This window comes from Pseudomonas sp. NPDC089996 (assembly GCF_044748405.1).
GTDB lineage: Bacteria > Pseudomonadota > Gammaproteobacteria > Pseudomonadales > Pseudomonadaceae > Aquipseudomonas.
In genome coordinates this window covers 164,761-181,932 of sequence record NZ_JBIVGA010000005.1, presented here as the reverse complement: position 1 = coordinate 181,932, position 17,172 = coordinate 164,761, and the positions used below count along the sequence as shown (strand labels likewise).

19 protein-coding genes are annotated in these 17,172 nt (G+C 65.2%); 14 read left to right on the top strand and 5 right to left on the bottom strand.

Annotated features, from left to right (window positions below):
* Positions 1-180: 180 nt before the first annotated feature.
* The 14 genes from ACIPW4_RS10915 (at position 181) to ACIPW4_RS10850 (ending at position 10,589) form a co-directional block, all read left to right on the top strand.
* On the top strand, positions 181-714 hold the full coding sequence (locus tag ACIPW4_RS10915) for a response regulator (RefSeq protein ID WP_400657563.1): 534 nt from the start codon (positions 181-183) through the stop codon (positions 712-714).
* Positions 715-776: 62 nt separating this feature from the next.
* Positions 777-2,459, top strand: a complete 1,683-nt coding sequence (locus tag ACIPW4_RS10910; RefSeq protein WP_400657561.1) for a GspE/PulE family protein — start codon at positions 777-779, stop codon at positions 2,457-2,459.
* Complete coding sequence (locus ACIPW4_RS10905) at positions 2,443-3,222, top strand: hypothetical protein (RefSeq protein ID WP_400657559.1); 780 nt, start codon at positions 2,443-2,445, stop codon at positions 3,220-3,222. The genes ACIPW4_RS10910 and ACIPW4_RS10905 overlap by 17 nt, the downstream gene beginning before the upstream one ends.
* 1 nt (position 3,223) lies before the next feature.
* Complete coding sequence (locus tag ACIPW4_RS10900; RefSeq protein WP_400657557.1) at positions 3,224-3,766, top strand: PilN domain-containing protein; 543 nt, start codon at positions 3,224-3,226, stop codon at positions 3,764-3,766.
* On the top strand, positions 3,753-4,304 hold the full coding sequence (gene pilO, locus ACIPW4_RS10895) for a type 4a pilus biogenesis protein PilO (RefSeq protein WP_400657554.1): 552 nt from the start codon (positions 3,753-3,755) through the stop codon (positions 4,302-4,304). Before ACIPW4_RS10900 ends, pilO begins: the two co-directional genes overlap by 14 nt.
* The gene (locus ACIPW4_RS10890) at positions 4,304-4,813 is read left to right on the top strand and encodes a hypothetical protein (protein WP_400657553.1); all 510 of its coding nucleotides are present in this window, start codon (positions 4,304-4,306) and stop codon (positions 4,811-4,813) included. The genes pilO and ACIPW4_RS10890 overlap by 1 nt, the downstream gene beginning before the upstream one ends.
* Positions 4,810-6,684 (top strand): secretin N-terminal domain-containing protein, encoded by a 1,875-nt coding sequence (locus ACIPW4_RS10885; protein WP_400657551.1) that lies wholly within the window; start codon positions 4,810-4,812, stop codon positions 6,682-6,684. The genes ACIPW4_RS10890 and ACIPW4_RS10885 overlap by 4 nt, the downstream gene beginning before the upstream one ends.
* Positions 6,681-7,154, top strand: coding sequence for a type II secretion system protein (locus tag ACIPW4_RS10880; protein ID WP_400657549.1), 474 nt, complete (start codon positions 6,681-6,683; stop codon positions 7,152-7,154). Before ACIPW4_RS10885 ends, ACIPW4_RS10880 begins: the two co-directional genes overlap by 4 nt.
* Positions 7,155-7,159: 5 nt before the next feature.
* Entirely contained in the window at positions 7,160-7,534 is a 375-nt protein-coding gene (locus ACIPW4_RS10875) for a type II secretion system protein (RefSeq protein ID WP_400657547.1), read from the top strand.
* Complete coding sequence (locus ACIPW4_RS10870) at positions 7,509-8,036, top strand: type II secretion system protein (protein ID WP_400657545.1); 528 nt, start codon at positions 7,509-7,511, stop codon at positions 8,034-8,036. The genes ACIPW4_RS10875 and ACIPW4_RS10870 overlap by 26 nt, the downstream gene beginning before the upstream one ends.
* Positions 8,033-8,434 (top strand): curli production assembly/transport protein CsgE, encoded by a 402-nt coding sequence (gene csgE, locus ACIPW4_RS10865; RefSeq protein WP_400657542.1) that lies wholly within the window; start codon positions 8,033-8,035, stop codon positions 8,432-8,434. The genes ACIPW4_RS10870 and csgE overlap by 4 nt, the downstream gene beginning before the upstream one ends.
* Entirely contained in the window at positions 8,431-8,844 is a 414-nt protein-coding gene (locus tag ACIPW4_RS10860; protein WP_400657540.1) for a curli assembly protein CsgF, read from the top strand. The genes csgE and ACIPW4_RS10860 overlap by 4 nt, the downstream gene beginning before the upstream one ends.
* A gap of 34 nt (positions 8,845-8,878) precedes the next feature.
* A complete protein-coding gene (locus ACIPW4_RS10855; protein ID WP_400657537.1) occupies positions 8,879-9,721 on the top strand; it encodes a CsgG/HfaB family protein in 843 nt (280 codons plus the stop codon).
* Between the two features lie 622 nt (positions 9,722-10,343).
* Positions 10,344-10,589 carry a hypothetical protein gene (locus ACIPW4_RS10850; protein ID WP_400657963.1) on the top strand — a complete coding sequence of 82 codons (246 nt, stop codon included), beginning with the start codon at positions 10,344-10,346 and terminating at the stop codon, positions 10,587-10,589.
* A gap of 114 nt (positions 10,590-10,703) precedes the next feature.
* Here the strand turns inward: ACIPW4_RS10850 and alkB are convergent, their stop codons facing one another.
* From alkB to ACIPW4_RS10825, 5 genes are all read right to left on the bottom strand, one after another.
* Entirely contained in the window at positions 10,704-11,348 is a 645-nt protein-coding gene (gene alkB / locus ACIPW4_RS10845) for a DNA oxidative demethylase AlkB (protein ID WP_400657534.1), read from the bottom strand.
* Positions 11,349-11,614: 266 nt separating this feature from the next.
* Positions 11,615-13,060: a curlin gene (locus ACIPW4_RS10840; protein ID WP_400657531.1), complete on the bottom strand. Its 1,446-nt coding sequence runs from the start codon at positions 13,058-13,060 to the stop codon at positions 11,615-11,617.
* 16 nt (positions 13,061-13,076) lie between these two features.
* Positions 13,077-13,547, bottom strand: coding sequence for a curlin (locus ACIPW4_RS10835; protein WP_400657528.1), 471 nt, complete (start codon positions 13,545-13,547; stop codon positions 13,077-13,079).
* A 15-nt stretch (positions 13,548-13,562) separates the two neighbouring features.
* On the bottom strand, positions 13,563-15,794 hold the full coding sequence (locus tag ACIPW4_RS10830; RefSeq protein ID WP_400657525.1) for an Ig-like domain-containing protein: 2,232 nt from the start codon (positions 15,792-15,794) through the stop codon (positions 13,563-13,565).
* A 32-nt stretch (positions 15,795-15,826) separates the two neighbouring features.
* Positions 15,827-17,155, bottom strand: a complete 1,329-nt coding sequence (locus tag ACIPW4_RS10825) for a hypothetical protein (RefSeq protein WP_400657522.1) — start codon at positions 17,153-17,155, stop codon at positions 15,827-15,829.
* Positions 17,156-17,172: the final 17 nt, after the last annotated feature.

Here is a 17,172-nt window from a genome sequence, read left to right as displayed (position 1 = left end):
CTTTCCCCGGATATGGGGAAGTGGGTTTGCACCTGTGTTGAAGGGTTTGGCACAGCCTTGCAGGATCAATGACTTACAGTGGTACGAAATGACTATTCACGCCTGGCACGAAGCCTGCTCAAGCCTTATCGAGGCCGCACTTCGCAAACCGGGTAACCGGGCAGTACTTGGGAGTCGACCTTGGTGAACAGAGTATTGGTAGTCGATGACGAACAGACCCTTGCGCAGAACCTGCAGGCGTACTTGCAGGCGCAAGGGCTGGAAACTCACGTCGCCCACGACGGTGCCAGTGGTATCGAGCAGGCTGAAAGCCTGGCACCGAAAGTGATTGTGCTGGATTACCGCTTGCCCGACATGGAGGGGTTTCAGGTTCTGGAGACCGTGCGCAAGAACAGGCAGTGCCACTTCGTGCTGATTACCGCCCACCCGACTGCAGAAGTCCGTGAGCGGGCCGCCGAACTCGGTGTGACGCATGTCCTGTTCAAGCCGTTCCCGTTGGCGGAACTGGCCCGCGCGATCTTCGACCTGATGGGCATCGAGCGCCAGCGCAGGGCAACTGACCATCCAGCCGAAGGGTTTATCGAACGACGCCAGAACAGGAACCAATCGTTCCCCTTGCAGTTGTACGATGGCAGCTGGGTGTTGGCCGATCGCCGCCGTAATGGCGCCAAGCCCCCAGGTCCTGACGACGACCAACTGCTCACCGGGGAATAGCGGCGCCCGCTACCCCTGGCCAAGCCAGCCTGCGACGCGCCCCCTGAGCGGAGTCGCAGGCCATGTCAGACGTACTCGATACAGGTGCAGGCAAGCACACCGCCTACCCCCGCGAACTCCTGGCCCAGGCCCGTCTGCAAGCCGGCGACGAGCGCCTGCTCAACTGCCTGGAACGGCTGGCCAACGAAACCCCTGACCGTTTCATCCAGCGCCTTGGCCTGACCCTGCATTACCCGGTGCTGCAGACCCAGGCGCTGCTGGCCAGCACCGCTCGCTTCGAAAAGGTCAGCCTGGCCCAATGCCTGAAGCGCGAGTTCGTGTTGATCGAGCAGGACGGCGCGCTGGTCGGTGTGTTCGCCGACCCCTTCGACCACGCCCGCCTGGCCTGGATCGACGACAACCTGCAGGGCGCGCCGCTGTACCTGGCCCACGCCGCCGACCTGGCCACCTTCCTCGCCCGCCACGAAGAGAGCTTCCATGCGGTCGATGCCCTCGACCATGACGCCGAGGTCAGCGGTGAAAGCGACCCGTTGCAGCGCCTGTCGCTGACCAGCATCAGCGAAGACCAGAGCAAGGTGGTCAAGCTGGTCAACTCGACCCTGTACGATGCCCTCAAGCAGCATGCCAGCGACATTCACCTGGGCATGACCGGCCAGGGCCTGACCATCAAGTACCGCATCGACGGTGTGCTCAATGGCGCCGGCAAGGCCAGCGGCAGCGCCTTCGCCGACCAGGTGATCTCGCGCATCAAGGTCATGGCCGAGCTGGACATCGGTGAAAAACGCGTGCCCCAGGACGGCCGCTTCAAGGTCGCCATCGGCGAGCGGCAGATCGACTTTCGGGTGTCGATCATGCCGAGCATCTTCGGCGAGGACGCGGTGCTGCGGGTGCTCGACAAGCAAGACCTGTCCGACCGCGTCAGCGGCGTGCAGCTGCAGGCCCTGGGGTTTGCCGACGAAACCCTGCGCGCCCTGCGCCGGCTGGCTTCTGAGCCCTACGGCATGATCCTGGTCACCGGTCCCACCGGCAGCGGCAAGACCACCACCCTGTACGCCATGATCAGCGAGATCAACCACGGCGTGGACAAGATCATCACCATCGAAGACCCGGTCGAGTACCAGCTGCCCGGCGTGCTGCAGATCCCGGTCAACGAGAAAAAGGGCCTGACCTTCGCCCGCGGCCTGCGCTCGATCCTGCGCCACGACCCGGACAAGATCCTGGTCGGTGAGATCCGCGACCCGGACACCGCCCAGATCGCCGTGCAATCGGCGCTCACCGGCCACCTGGTGTTCACCACCATCCACGCCAACAACGTCTTCGATGTGATCGGCCGCTTCAGCCAGATGCAGGTCGACCCCTACAGCTTCGTCTCTGCCCTCAACGCCGTGCTGGCCCAGCGCCTGATCCGCCTGGCCTGCCCGCACTGCTGCACGCCGTGCGAAGCCGATGAAGAAACCCTGACCGTCTCGGGCCTGACCCGCGAAGCGGTAAGCGGCTGGAAGTTCGTCCGCGCCCAGGGGTGCGGCCAGTGCCGTGGCAGTGGCTACCGCGGCCGCAGCGCGATTGCCGAGCTGCTGCACCTGGATGACGACCTGCGGCAGATGATCGTCGAACGTCGCCCTCTGTCGCAGATCAAGCAGCTGGCCTGCCAGCGTGGCCTGCGCCTGCTGCGTGCCTCGGCCCTGGACCTGGTCCGTGACGGCCGCACCACACTCGAGGAGATCAACCGTGTCACATTCATCTGATCGTTTCTGTGCTGTGCTCGGTGCTGAAGGTGTCGGCCTGGGTCGCTGGCATGCCAACCAGCATCAGTGGTTGGGGAGCCGCGCGTTTACCTGCGATGCCGCGCAACCGGCCTGGGAACCCGCCTTGCACGCCTTGAGCGCGCTGTTGGCCGAACACGCCGTCAAGGGCGCCCAGCTGCGGGTACTGCTGTCGGCCCGCTTCAGCCGCTTCTGCCTGGTGCCGTGGAGCGACGCCATTGGCCACCCACGGGAACTGGATGCCTACGCCCGGGCCTGCTTCGAGAACCTCTACGGTCAGTCGCTGGACGACTGGCGCATCGTCCTCTCGCCCGAGCCAGCCGGTGCCGCACGCATCGCCACCGCATTGCCCGATGCGCTGTTGCAAGGCCTGCAGGCCCTGGGCCGGGAAAGCCGCCTGAGCCTGCGCTCGGTGCAGCCCTACCTGATGGCCGCCTTTAACCGCTGCTCGGCGCAGCTGGAGCAGGGCGACTTCCTGTTCGTGCTCGCCGAGCCACGCCGCAGCGTGCTGCTGCTGGCCGCCGGCGGTGCCTGGCAGCAGGTGCTGGCCCAGGGCTGCGCCGACAGCGACCAGGCGCTGCAGGCGCTGATCGACCGCACCTGTGAGCTGTATGGCGAGCACCTGCCGCGGGTCTACCTGCATGCCCCGGGGCGCGGTGACGTGCCGCAACTGGCGGCGGTGCAGCTGTGCCAGCCGGCCGCCGACAGCGACCCACTGTGCGCCATGTGGCGGGCGGTGGCCTGACATGCGCCGCCTCGACCTGGAATTTCAGCCCCGTCGCAGTGGCCTGCTGGCCTGGTCGCTGCTGACCCTTGGCGCTGCCGCAGTCGCCGTGCTGGTGCTGGTGCAACAGCAGCTGCAGGTCGAGCAGGTGGACCTGGAAGCCCGTGTGCACAGCCTGGAACTGCAACTGGGCCGCCGCCCGGCCCCGGTCGCCCCGCAGAACAGCGCCGCCAGCCGCGAGCAGGCCGAACGCCTGGCACAGATGCGCAGCGTCTCGCAGCAGCTGCAACGGCCTTGGCAGCAGCTGTTCACCATGCTCGAAGCGCAGCCGCAGGAAGACGTCGCACTGCTGACCCTGACCCCGGATGCCCGCAAGGGCCAGGTCCGCATCACCGCCGAGGCACGCAATCTGGAAGCGATGCTGCAGTACCACCAGCGCCTGGAGCAAAGCGACGCGCTCAGTGACGTCTCGCTGCTCAACCACGAAGTGGTGGCCGGGCAGCCCGAGCACCCGGTGCGCTTCAACCTCACCGCCACCTGGGAGACCGGCCATGCGCGTCCCTAGTCTCATCATCCGCGAGCAACTGCACGGCATCGGCCTCGTCGGCCTGGGCGCCGCCGCAGTCGCCGTGCTTGCCGTCGGTATCGCACTGGCCGGTGTCGTTCCCCAGTGGCAGGCCGTGCGTGAGCTGCGCGCCAGCGAAGCCGATGCCAGCGCGCAGGTCGAACGGGTCAAGCGCGGCGAGCTGAAGATCGCCGTGAAACCCGAGCAGCAAGCGCTGGACAGCCTGCGTCAGCAACTGCCCGGCCAGCCCGAGGCAAGTGAACTGATCGAGCGCCTGTACCGCCTGGCCAGCGCCGAGCGCATCAGCCTGGCGCGCGGCGAATACGCCCTCGGTGTGGACCCGAAGACCCAGTTGGCGCGCTACCAGATCATCCTGCCGGTGAGTGGCAGCTACCCGCAGATCCGCAGCTTCCTGCGCGGGCTGATCGGCCAGCTGCCGACGTTGGTGCTGGAAGACCTGGAGCTGCAACGCAAACGCATCTCCGACACCCAGCTCAATGGCCGGGTGCGCCTGACCCTCTACCTGTCGAGGTCGTGATGAACACACAACGCGCCGTGATGTGGGTCGGGTTTCTCGGGGTGTCGGCAGCGCTGGCATGGGCGCCGGGGCACTGGTTCAGCCAGGAAGATAGCGTCGCCTCCTTCGCGGGCTTGCCCGCTCCCACAAGTCATGTGGGCAACGCCGCCCCTGTGGGAGCGGGCACGCCCGCGAAGCGGCCGGAACAGGCCTCGAGGGATCTGTTCCCAGCCCAGAAATGGACCAAGCCACAAGCCCTGACCACCGTCACCGAACAACCCGTAGCTGCCGCACCTGTGGTAGCCGCAGCCCCCACCGCGCCCGCACTGCCGTTCCAGTTCGTCGGCCGCATGGGCGACCGCGACGACCTGCAGATCTTCCTGCAGAGCGGCGAAAAACTCTACGTCGTGCGCCAAGGCGACGTGATCGACAGTACCTACCGCCTCGACAGAGTCTCGGCCAACGAGCTGGACCTGGTTTACCTGCCTTTGCACCAGTCACAGACCTTGTCTGTAGGGAGCGCACCATGAAGCCGTCGAAGATGTGCAAGCCTGCCCCGTTCATGCTCCTGGCGCTGTGCGTGGCCATCGCCGGCTGCGGCTCCAGCGCGGTGCGCAATGACAGCGCCGAGCTAATGAAGGAGGGCCAGTACGAGGCCGGCATCGCCCGCCTCGAAGAAGCGCTGCGCGATGACCCGCGCGACACCGAGCTGAACATCGCCCTGGCCCACGGGCGTCAGACGGCCGTGGAGGCGCTGCTCGGCCAGGCCGACGCCGACCGCATCCGCCACGACTTCGCCAGTGCGCGAATGGGCTACGGCCGGGTGCTGACCATCGAACCGAACAACCGCCGCGCCCAGGAAGGCATCCGCCAGCTGGAGCTGATCCGCACCCTCGACGAGCGTGTGGCGCTCGGTCAGGCGGCGCTGCGCCAGGGTGACCTGTTCGGTGCCGAGCGCTACATGCGCGAAGTGCTGCGCCTGGACCCACAAAACCAGAAGGGCATTGCTCTGCGCACCGACATCGAGAACGTCCAGGCCCGTACCGCGCAGCCGTTCCCGCAGCTGCGCAGCAAGCTGGAGCGCCCGGTGACCCTGGAATTCCGCGATGCCGGCCTGAAGACCATCTTCGAGGTGCTGTCGCAGGTCGCCGGCATCAACTTCATCTTCGACAAGGACCTGCGCCCTGACATGAAGGCCACCATCTTCGTGCGCGACGTGCGCATCGAGGATGCCGTGGCGCTGCTGCTGGAGCAGAACCAGCTGCGCCAGAAGATCGTCAACGACAACACCCTGATGATCTACCCCGATTCGCCGCAGAAGGCCAAGGACTACCAGGAACTGGTCATGCGCACCTTCTACCTGACCAGCATCGACGCCAACACCGCGCTGAACATGGTCAAGACCATGCTCAAGACCCGTGACGTATTCGTCGACGAACGCCTCAACACCCTGACCATGCGCGATACCCCCGACGCCGTGCGCATGGCCGAAAAGCTGCTGCAGTCGCAGGACCAGTCCAACCCCGAGGTGGTGCTGGAAGTGGAGGTGATGGAGGTGGCCACCTCGCGCATTCTCGACCTTGGCCTGCAATGGCCGAACACCTTCGGCGTGCTGACCGACGACGGCAACCCGGTCAGCGTGCTCGACCAGCTGCGCGGCATCAACTCCAGCCGCATCAGCATCTCGCCGGCACCGCAGGCCAAGATCAATGCCCAGGACAAGGACATCAACACCCTGGCCAGCCCGGTGATCCGTGTCAGCAACCGTGAGCAGGCGCGCATCCACATCGGCCAGCGGGTACCGATCATCAGTGCTACTTCGGTGCCGTCCACCCAGGGCCCAGTGATCACCGAAAGCGTCACCTACCTGGACGTCGGTCTGAAGCTTGAAGTGCAGCCCACCGTGCACCTGAACAACGAAGTGGCGATCAAGATTGCCCTGGAAGTGAGTAACGCCACACCGCTGGAAGCCACCCGCCAGGGCACCATCCCGGTCCAGGTCGACACCCGCAACGCGCAGACCAGCCTGCGCCTGCACGACGGCGAAACCCAGGTGCTGGCCGGCCTGGTGCGCAACGACCACAACGCCGCCGGCAACAAGATCCCCGGCCTTGGCGACATTCCTGGCCTGGGGCGGTTGTTCGGCAGCAACAAGGACGACATGAGCAAGTCGGAACTGGTGCTGGCGATCACCCCCCGCATCGTGCGCAACCTGCCGTACCAGAGCCCGTCGGACATGGAATTCGGCACCGGCACCGAGTCGAGCATGCAGGTGCGCCAGGTGGCGCCGCTGCCGGTGCGTGATGTGCCGGGCAACGTGCCCAGCGATGGCCAGGACAGTGCACCGGTGGGGCAGAGCCAGGTGGCCACTGTCCCTGTCACCGTGAGCCCACGGCCATGAAACGCTGCCAGCAGGGGTTCAGCCTGATCGAAGTGGTGCTGACCCTCGCCCTGCTCGGGATGCTCGCGACCATGGCTGCGCCACTGACCGAAACGGTGGTGCGCCGTGGCAAGGAGCAGCAACTGCGCGAGGCGCTCTACCAGATCCGCGATGCCATCGACGCCTACAAGCGCGCCTTCGACGCCGGGTACATCGAAAAGCGCCTGGACGCCAGCGGCTACCCGCCGAACTTGAAGGTACTGGTCGACGGCGTGCGCGATGTGCGCAGTGCCAAGGGGGCCAAGTTCTACTTCCTGCGGCGCATTCCGCATGACCCGCTGGTGGCGGCCAAGAACGATGACGAAGGCGGTTGGGGCCTGCGCGCCTACGCCAGCAGCCCGGACAACCCGCGTGAAGGCGAAGACGTCTTCGACGTGTATTCCAAGGCCCGCGGCAAGGGCCTCAACAACATCCCCTACGGGCAATGGTGACGGCCATGAAACGCAGCCGAGGCTTCACCCTGATCGAACTGCTGGTGGTGATGGCGATCATCGCCACGCTGATGACCATCGCCATGCCGCGCTACTTCAACAGCCTGGAGAGCTCCCGCGAGGCCACCCTGCGCCAGAGCCTGTCGGCGCTGCGCGAGGCCCTGGACCACTACTACGGCGATACCGGCCATTACCCGGACTCGCTGGAGCAATTGGTGGAACAGCGCTACCTGCGCAACACCCCGGTCGACCCGATCACCGAACGCAGTGACGCCTGGCAGCTGGTGCCACCGCCAGAAGGCGTGGCCGGTGGTGTGGCCGATATCAAGAGTGGTGCCACAGGGAGGGCGCGTGATGGCAGCCTTTTCGCGGAGTGGTAAGGCCAGCGCCGGCTTCACCTACCTGGGCGTGCTGCTGCTGATCGCGGTCAGCAGCGTGGCCCTGGCTGCCACCGGCACGGTGTGGTCGAGCGTTACCCAGCGCGAGCACGAGCGCGAGCTGCTGTGGGTCGGTGGCCAATACGCCCAGGCGCTGCGCAGCTACTATCGCGCCTCGCCGGGCCTGGCCCAGTACCCCCAGGAGTTGGCCGACCTGCTCGAGGACAACCGCTTCCCGCAGCCCCAGCGGCATATTCGCCGGCTGTACCTGGACCCGATCACCAACAGCGACGACTGGGGCCTGCTGCGCGCCATCGATGGTCGCATCACCGGCGTGCACAGCCGCTCCGACGCCACCCCGTTCAAGCGCAGTGGCTTCGATACGCAGTTTTCCGGTTTCGAAGGCCTGGAGCATTACAGCGACTGGCAGTTCGTCGCCGAGCAGGCCTTCAACGAAAGCGCTGGCGGCGCCCGTACTCACGCAGGCCCGGGAGACACGCCATGAAGCGCCTGCACGCGGTGTGCCTGAGCCTGCTGCTGGCCGCCTGGCTGCCAAGTGTGGCCATGGCCGACGCCGAAGACGAGATGAAAGGCTTCATCGTCGACAACACCATCTCGCACATCGGCCACGACTTTTACTACTACTTCGCCGACCGCCTGCGCGCCACCAGTCGCCTGGATTTCAACCTGGTGGTGCGCGAGCGCCCGGATGCCCGCTGGGGCAGCCTGGTGACCGTGGAGTTCGAGCGCGACGTGCTGTACCGGCGCTTTCTGCCACCGAACGTTACCCAATTAAAAGAAGAGGCCGTCGCGGCCGCCGACCTGGTCAAGCAGGAGGTCATCCAGCGCAAGCTGCAACGCCTGCTGCAGGACACTACTGATCTGGAGAGGGATGAGCTATGAACACTCGCATACCCCGGTGCCTTGCAGCTGGCCTGCTGCTCAGTGCCTGCGCCGCCCAGGCCACGGAGCTGGTGTACACCCCGGTCAACCCGGCATTCGGCGGCAACCCGCTCAACGGCACCTGGCTGCTGAACAACGCCCAGGCGCAGAACGACTACGACGATCCGGACCTCAAGGACCGCACATCCGCCTTCGGTGGCACGTCGGCCCTGGAGCGGTTCAGCAACCAGCTGGAGTCGCGGATGTTGTCGCAGCTGCTGGACAACATCAGCAATGGCCAGACCGGGAGCATGGCCACCGACGCGTTCCTGATCGATGTCATCGATGACTCCGGTGCCCTGAGCATCAAGGTCACCGATCGCGCCACGGGAGAAATTTCGATCATCGAGGTCAGTGGCCTGAACCCCTGAGAGGGACGGGTCGTTTAGCTGGGGAGAGAACACCATGAAACGTCTGCTGAGCGCTTTGCTGATCCTCGCCACATTGCAAGGCTGCGGCCTGCGCCAACCGATGCCGGCCGAACAGGACTCGGAGACCCCGACCCTGACGCCGCGCGCGTCGACCTATTACGACCTGATCAACATGCCACGCCCCAAAGGCCGGCTGATGGCCGTGGTGTATGGCTTTCGCGACCAGACCGGGCAATACAAGCCGACCCCGGCCAGCTCCTTCTCCACCAGCGTCACCCAAGGTGCGGCGAGCATGCTGATGGATGCCCTGAGTGCCAGCGGCTGGTTCGTGGTGCTGGAGCGCGAAGGCCTGCAGAACCTGCTGACCGAGCGCAAGATCATCCGCGCGTCGCAGAAGAAACCCGACGTGGCGGAGAACATCGCGGCGGAGCTGCCACCGCTGCAGGCGGCCAACCTGATGCTCGAAGGCGGCATCATCGCCTACGACACCAACGTGCGCAGCGGCGGCGAGGGTGCCCGCTATCTCGGCATCGACATCTCCCGCGAGTACCGTGTCGACCAGGTCACGGTCAACCTGCGCGCGGTGGACGTGCGCACCGGGCAGGTGCTGGCCAACGTGATGACCAGCAAGACCATCTACTCGGTAGGCCGAAGCGCCGGGGTGTTCAAGTTCATCGAGTTCAAGAAGCTGCTTGAGGCGGAGGTGGGTTACACCACCAACGAACCGGCGCAGTTGTGCGTGCTGTCGGCGATCGAGGCGGCGGTGGGGCATCTGCTGGCCCAGGGCATCGAGCGGCGCTTGTGGCAGGTGGCGGGGGATCCGGCTGAAGGCAAGGCAGAGGTGGACAAGTTCCTGAGCCAGAACCAGTCGCAGTGAACAACCTGTTCCGACCGCTTCGCGGGTGAACCCGCTCCCATAGCTACTGCACAGATCTCAGGCTTGGCGCGATCCTTGTGGGAGCGGGTTTACCCGCGAAGAGGCCAGTGCAGGCGACACAATCAATTGATTGATGCTGATACCTTGGGGCCGCCATGCGGCCCATTCGCGACACAAGGCCGCACCTGGTACCTACAGTGACCGTGTCAGCAGGTGAGGACGTGGCGGCCGGCGAAAGAGTTGTTACTGCACATGCCCTTCGCTTGAATCGCTTCCCCGACACCGGTAGTCTTTGCCCGCTGCTGTAAGTCCAGCAGTCGGGTTTGGTAGCCCGCGATCATCAAGGCGCACAAGCGCCCGCTCTGCGATACAGTTGGCGTTTTTTTGTGCCCGGCTGTTTCGTTTTATGGCGGCTGTGCGTAGGGCGCCTCCGTGCGCGCCGGTTTCCTTGATTCCCGGTCTACCAACCTGCGTACAGCCGTCACCCTTTCGTTTGGTAGCGATTTGTGGCGGCTCCCGTGAATCAAGGAGCGACACAATGACAAAAGGCTTACCTGATCCTCCCGTACGCGCCACCACGGCGGCCTCCAGTTTCTCCACCTGTGAATGCAGCCATCCGCCGTTGTTTGCCGTGCGCTCGGGGGTGGATTACGAAGATGCGTTGGTGCACCTGTCCACGCTGCTCAAAGGGACGTTTGCCACCAATCTGAAGGCGCTGGAACTGGCCAAGGGCACCTGTCGTGATCTGTTGTTGAGCAATGACCATGGGCTGGATTCGGCCAAGGCAGTGGTGGAGGCGTTGCTGGATGGGGTGGAACGGCAGCAGCTGGCCGGGCGGGAGAAGGCGCCGCAGGCGGGTAGTGTTTGAGGGCTGGTTAGGCTCTGTTGATATCGAGCTACAGCTGTGATCGACCTTCTGGGCCTCTTCGCGGGTTTATCGAGGCGTCGAACCGCCGCGAAGAGGCCGGCACTGCGTACTCGGTCAACCTGCCTTGCGCAAGGTCAGGTTGATCCGCCGCTCCCCCATCCGCGGATGCACCCCCGGCTTTATCGGCAACACCCCATGAAATCGCAGCCGATCTTCGCCTCCCCACACCAGTACATCACCATGGCTCAACGGTATCCGCTGAGTCCTGTCCGACCGCTGCAACCCGCCAAACAGAAACACTGCCGGCAACCCCAGTGAAATCGACACGATCGGCTGGCCGAAGTCGTGCTCGTCACGGTCCTGGTGCAGGCTCAGGCGGGTGCCAGGCAGGTAGTGGTTGACCAGGCAGGCATCGGGCACGAAACCCTCGAAACCGGCTGCCGCCGCCGCACGGCCCGCCAGTTCCAGCAGAACCTGCGGCAGTGCGGGCCAAGACTGGCCGCTGACCGGATCGGTTGGGCTATAGCGATACCCTTGGGCATCACTGACCCAGCCCAGCGACCCGCAATTGGTCAACGCCACCGCCATGTTCAGCCCGCCTGGCGTCTGCATGTGCCGGAACGGCGCGGCCCGCAGCACCGGGCGCAGGGCGTCGAGCAGTGGCTCGACCACGGCCAGGGCGAAACCGGGCAGCAGCACGGTATGGCTGGCCAGGCGTTGCGGCTGGGGGCCGAACAGGTCGAGGTCGGACTGGATCATGGTGCGACGGCGTGGTGTGGGGATGTCAGGCATTGTAAGGCGAACACGGTCCCTGTGGGAGCCGCGCTTACCGGCGAGCGAGTGCGCAGCTCTCGCTGTAGGCCGGTCATATCTTCTGCAGGTTCAAGATCCTGGGGCCGCTGCACGGCCCATCGCCGGCGAGCGCGGCTCCCACAGGGACTGAGCAAGACTTAGGGTTACGAGATAGAAAAAAAGGAACCGCGACGCCAGGGAGAGAAGACGCCGCGGTTCAAGGGGGGAGCCGGTCAGTGCTGGGTCGCGGTAGCGGTGTTGCCGTTGCCCATCTGGCTGATGGTGGCACTCTGGTTGGCGCCGCTCTGGTTGACGATGGCCGCGTTGTTGGCGCCGCCCTGGGTCACGAAGGCGACGTTGGCGGTATCGGCCTGCTTGATGGTGGCGGTGTTGCCACTGCCGTACAGCTGCGTGGTGTAGCTCTGGTTGGCGTAGCCGGACTGGTCCAGGTTGATGGTGTTGCCACTGCCGGTGGACGAGCCGTTGGCGTAATTGTCGGTGCCGCGCTGGTCGGCGACGAGGATGTTGTCGCTGCCGTTCTGCTCGAAATACAGCTCGTTGTTGCTGTCGGCCTGCTTGGTTTCCATCGAGTTGCCGGCACCTTTCTGATTCAGCGTGGCCAGCTGGAACTCGCCGTTCTGGGTCAGGTTGACGCTGTTGTTGGTACCGTTCTGGTCGATGTTGGCGGTCTGGTTCTTGCCGAACTGGCCACCGAGCTTGTCGCCTTTCCAGTTGCTCGCCATCACCTTGTTGCCGGTGCCCTTGCTGATGACGGTCATGCTCTGGTTGTCACCGGTCTGGTAGGTGAAGCTGCTGTTGGTCTTGCCGCTTTGCGAGACGGTGGTGTTCGAGTTGTTGGTCTCGAACTGATCGGACCAGCTGGCGTTGGACTGGCCTTGTTGATACAGGTTGGCGACGTTGTCCTTGCCAAAGCTCTGGTCGATGTAGCCTTCGTTGGTCTGGCCGGTCTGGTTGACCGTGGCGCTGGCGCCGGTCTGGGTGTCCTGCCAGACCTCCACCGAGTGGCCGGTGCCGTACTGGTCGATGGCGATGGTGCCGCCGTTGCCGTCGCGCTGGTCGCCATAGGCGAAGCTCTGCTTGCCTTGCTGGTAGATCTGCACATAGCCATCATTGTGCAGGATGTGCTCGGAGGTGGCGTAGTTGTCCTGGCCATCCTGGGTGATGTTGGCGCGGTTGTTACTGCCGCCGAACAGTTGCTCGACGAAGGCTTCGTTGCGCTGGCCGCTCTGGGTGGTGGTGGCCTGGCTACTGGTCTGGGTGTCCTGCCACACGGTCGAGCGGTTTTCGCTGCCTTGCTGGTTCTGCAACGACTGGTTGTTCTCGCCCACTGACTGGCTGGCGAACGCATCGTTGTAGCTGCCGCTGGCCTGCTGGGTGATCTGGCTGCCATTTTCGAACAGCTGCTCACCGTAGCCTGCGTTGTACGAACCAGCGGCGGTCTGGTCGATGTTGCTGGTGCTGTTTTCCTGCACCGCCAGGTGGTTGTGGCCCTTGCCGGTCTGCGTCTGGGTGGCCGAGGCGAACGGCGCAACTGTCTGCTGCACCTCGGCGATGTTCTGGTTACCGGTCTGCGACTGGTTCGAGGTGCTGTCGTCAGCCATGACCTGGCCGGCCAGGGCCAGGACGATAGCGGCACTTAGGGGAGCGAGCTTGAACATGGTGGTGCCTCCAGGTCTATCGGTATTGGGTGATCTGAACATGCTGGCCATTGCCGGCTTGGGACACTGAACTGCTCAGGCCTGTGCCGGCCTGCTCGATACTGGCGCTGTTGTTGTTGCCGATCTGCTCGATGCTGGCGCTGTTGCTGGTGCCGCTCTGGCGGATCTCAGCGCTGTTGCCATATCCCTGTTGGCGGATGCTGGCCATCAGGTCACTGCCTTCCTGCAGGATGTACGCCTCCTGCGCACCCCCGGCCTGGACGATGCGGCCCAGCAGGGCCTGGCCGTTCTGGTCGAGGGCGGCGCGGTTGCCGTTGCCTTGCTGCTCGATCACCGCCGCCTGACCGGCACCGACCGGCAGCAGGCGGATGATCACCGGTTCACCGAGGTCGCTGCCGGGCGCAAGGTCGGCGTTGTCCATCAGGTCATCGGCCCCGGCCTGGCCCGCCAGGGCCAGGCTCAGCAGCAGTGGATACAGGCGCTTCATGGCGTTCTCCTGGCCTTACTGCACCGTCACGTTGGCGGTACGGGTGGTGCCCTGGCTGCTGGTCATGGTGGCCGTTGGAGCGGCCGTCGGGATCAGCGTGGTGCTGTTGCTTACCGTCAGGCGCCAGCGGCCGGTGACCGGTACCGTGGTGGTGCCGAGGGTCTGCACGCCGGTGGTGGTGGTGACCCGCACGGTGATGGTGTTGCCGGTGGTCACCGACGACGTGCCGCTGATGTCCCAGTTGTAACGGTTGTTGGAGCGGGCCAGCACCGTGGCCGCGGTGACCGCGAAGGTCTCGGCGGCAGGGCGTGGCGACACGTTGACGGTGACGGTTGCCGGGTTGGACAGCGCACCCAGCGAGTCCCGCACCTGGTAGGTGAAGGTGGTGCTGAACGCTGTGGTCACCGTGGCCGGCGGGGTGTACGTGACGGTGCTGCCATCGGTGCTCACCGTGCCGCGGCCGGCTGGAGGCTGTGTCACGCTGGCGACCACCAGCGGGGCGTTGCCTTCTGGGTCGGCGGCACCGGCCAGCACGTTGATGGTCAGGGGGGCGCCCAGGGTAGCCACGGTCTGCGCGGTAACGGTCGGTGGCTGGTTCGGTGCGACATTGATGGTGACCGTTGCTGGCACCGACTTGAGCCCCTTGGCGTCCATCGCCCGGTAGCTGAAGGTGGCAACCAGCGGTTGGGTGGCCCCGGCAGGTGGTGTGTAGGTCACCGCAGTGGTTCCGTTGAGCACCACGCCACCCAGGCCCGTACCCGGTTGGGTGAGGTCGCTGATGGTCAGCGGCGTGTTGCCATCTGGGTCGCTGTCGTTCTGCAGCAGGTTCAGGGACAGTGGCACGCCGACACTGGTGCTGCCGCTGTCGGCCTGGGCCAGCGGTGCCTGGTTGTCGGCCTCGACCGGAGCGTTGCCGACCACCACCACCGGTTCCACATCGCTGCCGCCGTGGGCAGACTTGACCGTGACGCTGGCCGGTGGCTGAGCGAGGTCATTGACGGTGAGGGTCTGCAGCGTGCCCGACTTCGACAGCCGGCCATAGCCCTGGGCCAGCAGATCAGGGATGACCACTTCATCACTGGAGCGTGCCTCGATCACCAGGCGCTTGTTGGCCCAGTCGTAGCGCGCGGTGCTGACTTTCACCACATCGGTGAGTTTGCTCGACAGTGCGGTGGGGCGCGTGCCGCCTGTGGTAGTGCTCGCTGTGACGACCACTACTGCTGGCGGCGCTGCCTGGCTCAGTTGCTGGCTGAAGAACAGCCCGTTGTTGTCTGGCAGCAGGCTGAACTGGCAAGGCGAGGGCGGTGTACCGACCAGCGCCAGGCCATTGCGCATGCAGACGCTGGCATCGTTGGGGGCTTTGGCGAACACTTCGATACGGCTGCCTGCGCCAGTGCGCGAGTAGGTGGCGCGCTCCAGCGTCACGGGGGTTTGCGCACGTTGGTCAAGGACCTTGCCGGAAACGGTGAAGACGTTGGTCTGGATGGTGCCGGCCGGGCCGTCGATACGCACGAAGTTGGTGTTGAACGGGCTGCCGGTGACCGCTTCGGTGATGTTCGGGTCACCGACGAAGGTCTCCGTGGCGCTGGTGTCCGGGTTCACTTCGGTGTAGGGGCCGCCGACCCCACGTAGCCAAGGGCCGAGGTTACCGTTCAAAGCCCCGCTGAAGTTGCCCGGCGCACCGATGCCGATGTCGCGGGTGATGTTGATCGCGCGGCGCCCGGCGGCAGTGACATTGACCGTTTCCACGCCGTACGGGTGGGTGATGGTGTAGGTACCGGGGCGCGGGACCGATGCGCGGATGCGGATGCGGGCGAAGCTCTGCTGGTCGCCATCGACAGGGTTCTCGGCTGCGAACGCAGCTTCCAGGCCGGCGACGTAGACTTCCAGTTCATAGCCACTGTTGCCCACTTGCGGGATTTCGGTTTCCGCCAGGAACCAGAACATTTCAGGTGGCCAGTTGTCGGGGAACACCAGTGGCAGGGCGTCGTCGTAGACGCCTGGCTCCGGCAGCAAGGTGCACATGTAGGCCGGTGCCCCTGGCGCACCGGGCGCCCGGGTGCTGGTGGCCCGTGATTGACACAGCTCCAGGGACAAGTCGTTGGCGTCCTTGTACCACATCGGATAGCCACCAGTGGCGAAGGTGTAGGGGCCCGGATCGACATCCGAAAGCGCTGCCCAGGCAGCGCTGCTGACGGTCAGAGAGAAACCGGCTGCCAACAGCGCACGGCGTTGCCAAGTGTTCATGCTGCCTCCTTGAAGGCGAAGCCTTTGTCTGTTCATGGCACCAGCACCACGTCTTCGCTGTCGCTGCCACCGTTGGCGCTGGTGACTTGCACCCGGGCCGGCGGAATGGGCGAGAGGCTGGTATTCAGCGTCTTGATTGCACCGTTGCCACTGAGGTTGCCGATCAGCGTGCCGTTGCCGGTACGCGCCGTCAGGGCGGGTGGGCTGGTTTCGTCGCTGGTGCTGGCGACCAGGGTCAGCTGGCCGGACGCCAGGCTGAACTCGGCGCGGGTGATGGTGACCAGGTCGGTGAGGGGCAGGTTGGCCGTGGTCAGGCTGCTGCTGGGGATCGCCACGCTGTTGTCGGCCTGCAGCACCAGGGTGCTCGGGAGTGTCGGGTTCAGCACGGACTGGGCGTACCAGGCGCCCGTGCCGTTGGCCTCGGTCAGGCTCAGGTTCGGTGTCTGGCTGGTCAAGGTGGCCGTACCCGGAGGTGGAGGGGCCATGACGAAGACATCCTGCTGGGCCCGCAGGTCGCCGTTTTCGGTGTGCCGTGAATAGGTGGTGCGCAGCGGCATCAGCGGGGTGGGCAGCGACACGTCCGAGAGCTTGCCGGAAATCGAGAACAGCTCGGTGCGCAGGTCGATCCCGTTGGGGCCTTCGATGCGGACGAAGTTGGTATTGAATGGGCTGCCGGTTACCCGTTCCTCGAGGTTGGGGTCGCCGATGAAGCGTTCGCTGCCTTCGGTGTAGGGGCCGTTGACACTGCGCAGGAACGGCCCGACGTCGCCTTTGAGGGCGCCGCTGAAATCGCCTGCTCCGGCTATACCGATGTCGCGGGTCATGTTGATCGCCCGGCGACCTGCGGCGGGTACATCGAACACTTCGACGCCGTACGGGTGGGTGACCACGTAGGTGCCCGCGGTGGGTACATCGACCCGGATACGCACCCGGGCAAAGCTGACCTGGTCACCTTCGACGGGTTCTTCGGCGGCGAAGGCCGCTTCGATGGCGGTGCCGTAGCTCAGGTCGATACCCCGTGCAGCATCAACGATGGCCGCATCGGCGGTGAACCAGAACGCTTCATCGGGGAAGTTGGTGGGGAAGGCGATGGGTTGGGTGTCGTCGAACACGCCGGGTGTCGGCAGCAGCGTGCACATGTAGGCCGGCGCACCGGGCGCACCGGCGACACGTGAGCTGACAGCCTTGGTCAGGCACAGGTCCAGGGTGCGGCCATGGGTGTCCTGGTACCAGCCAGCGAAATTGCCATTGGCGAGGTTGTAGGGGCCGGGGTCGACAGCGTTCAATGCAGCCTGGGCCGGGAGCTGGAGCATACCGGCGACGATCGCCACTGCCAGCGGGTTGGGTATCGGTCGGAGCATGAGTCAGTTCCTCCTGC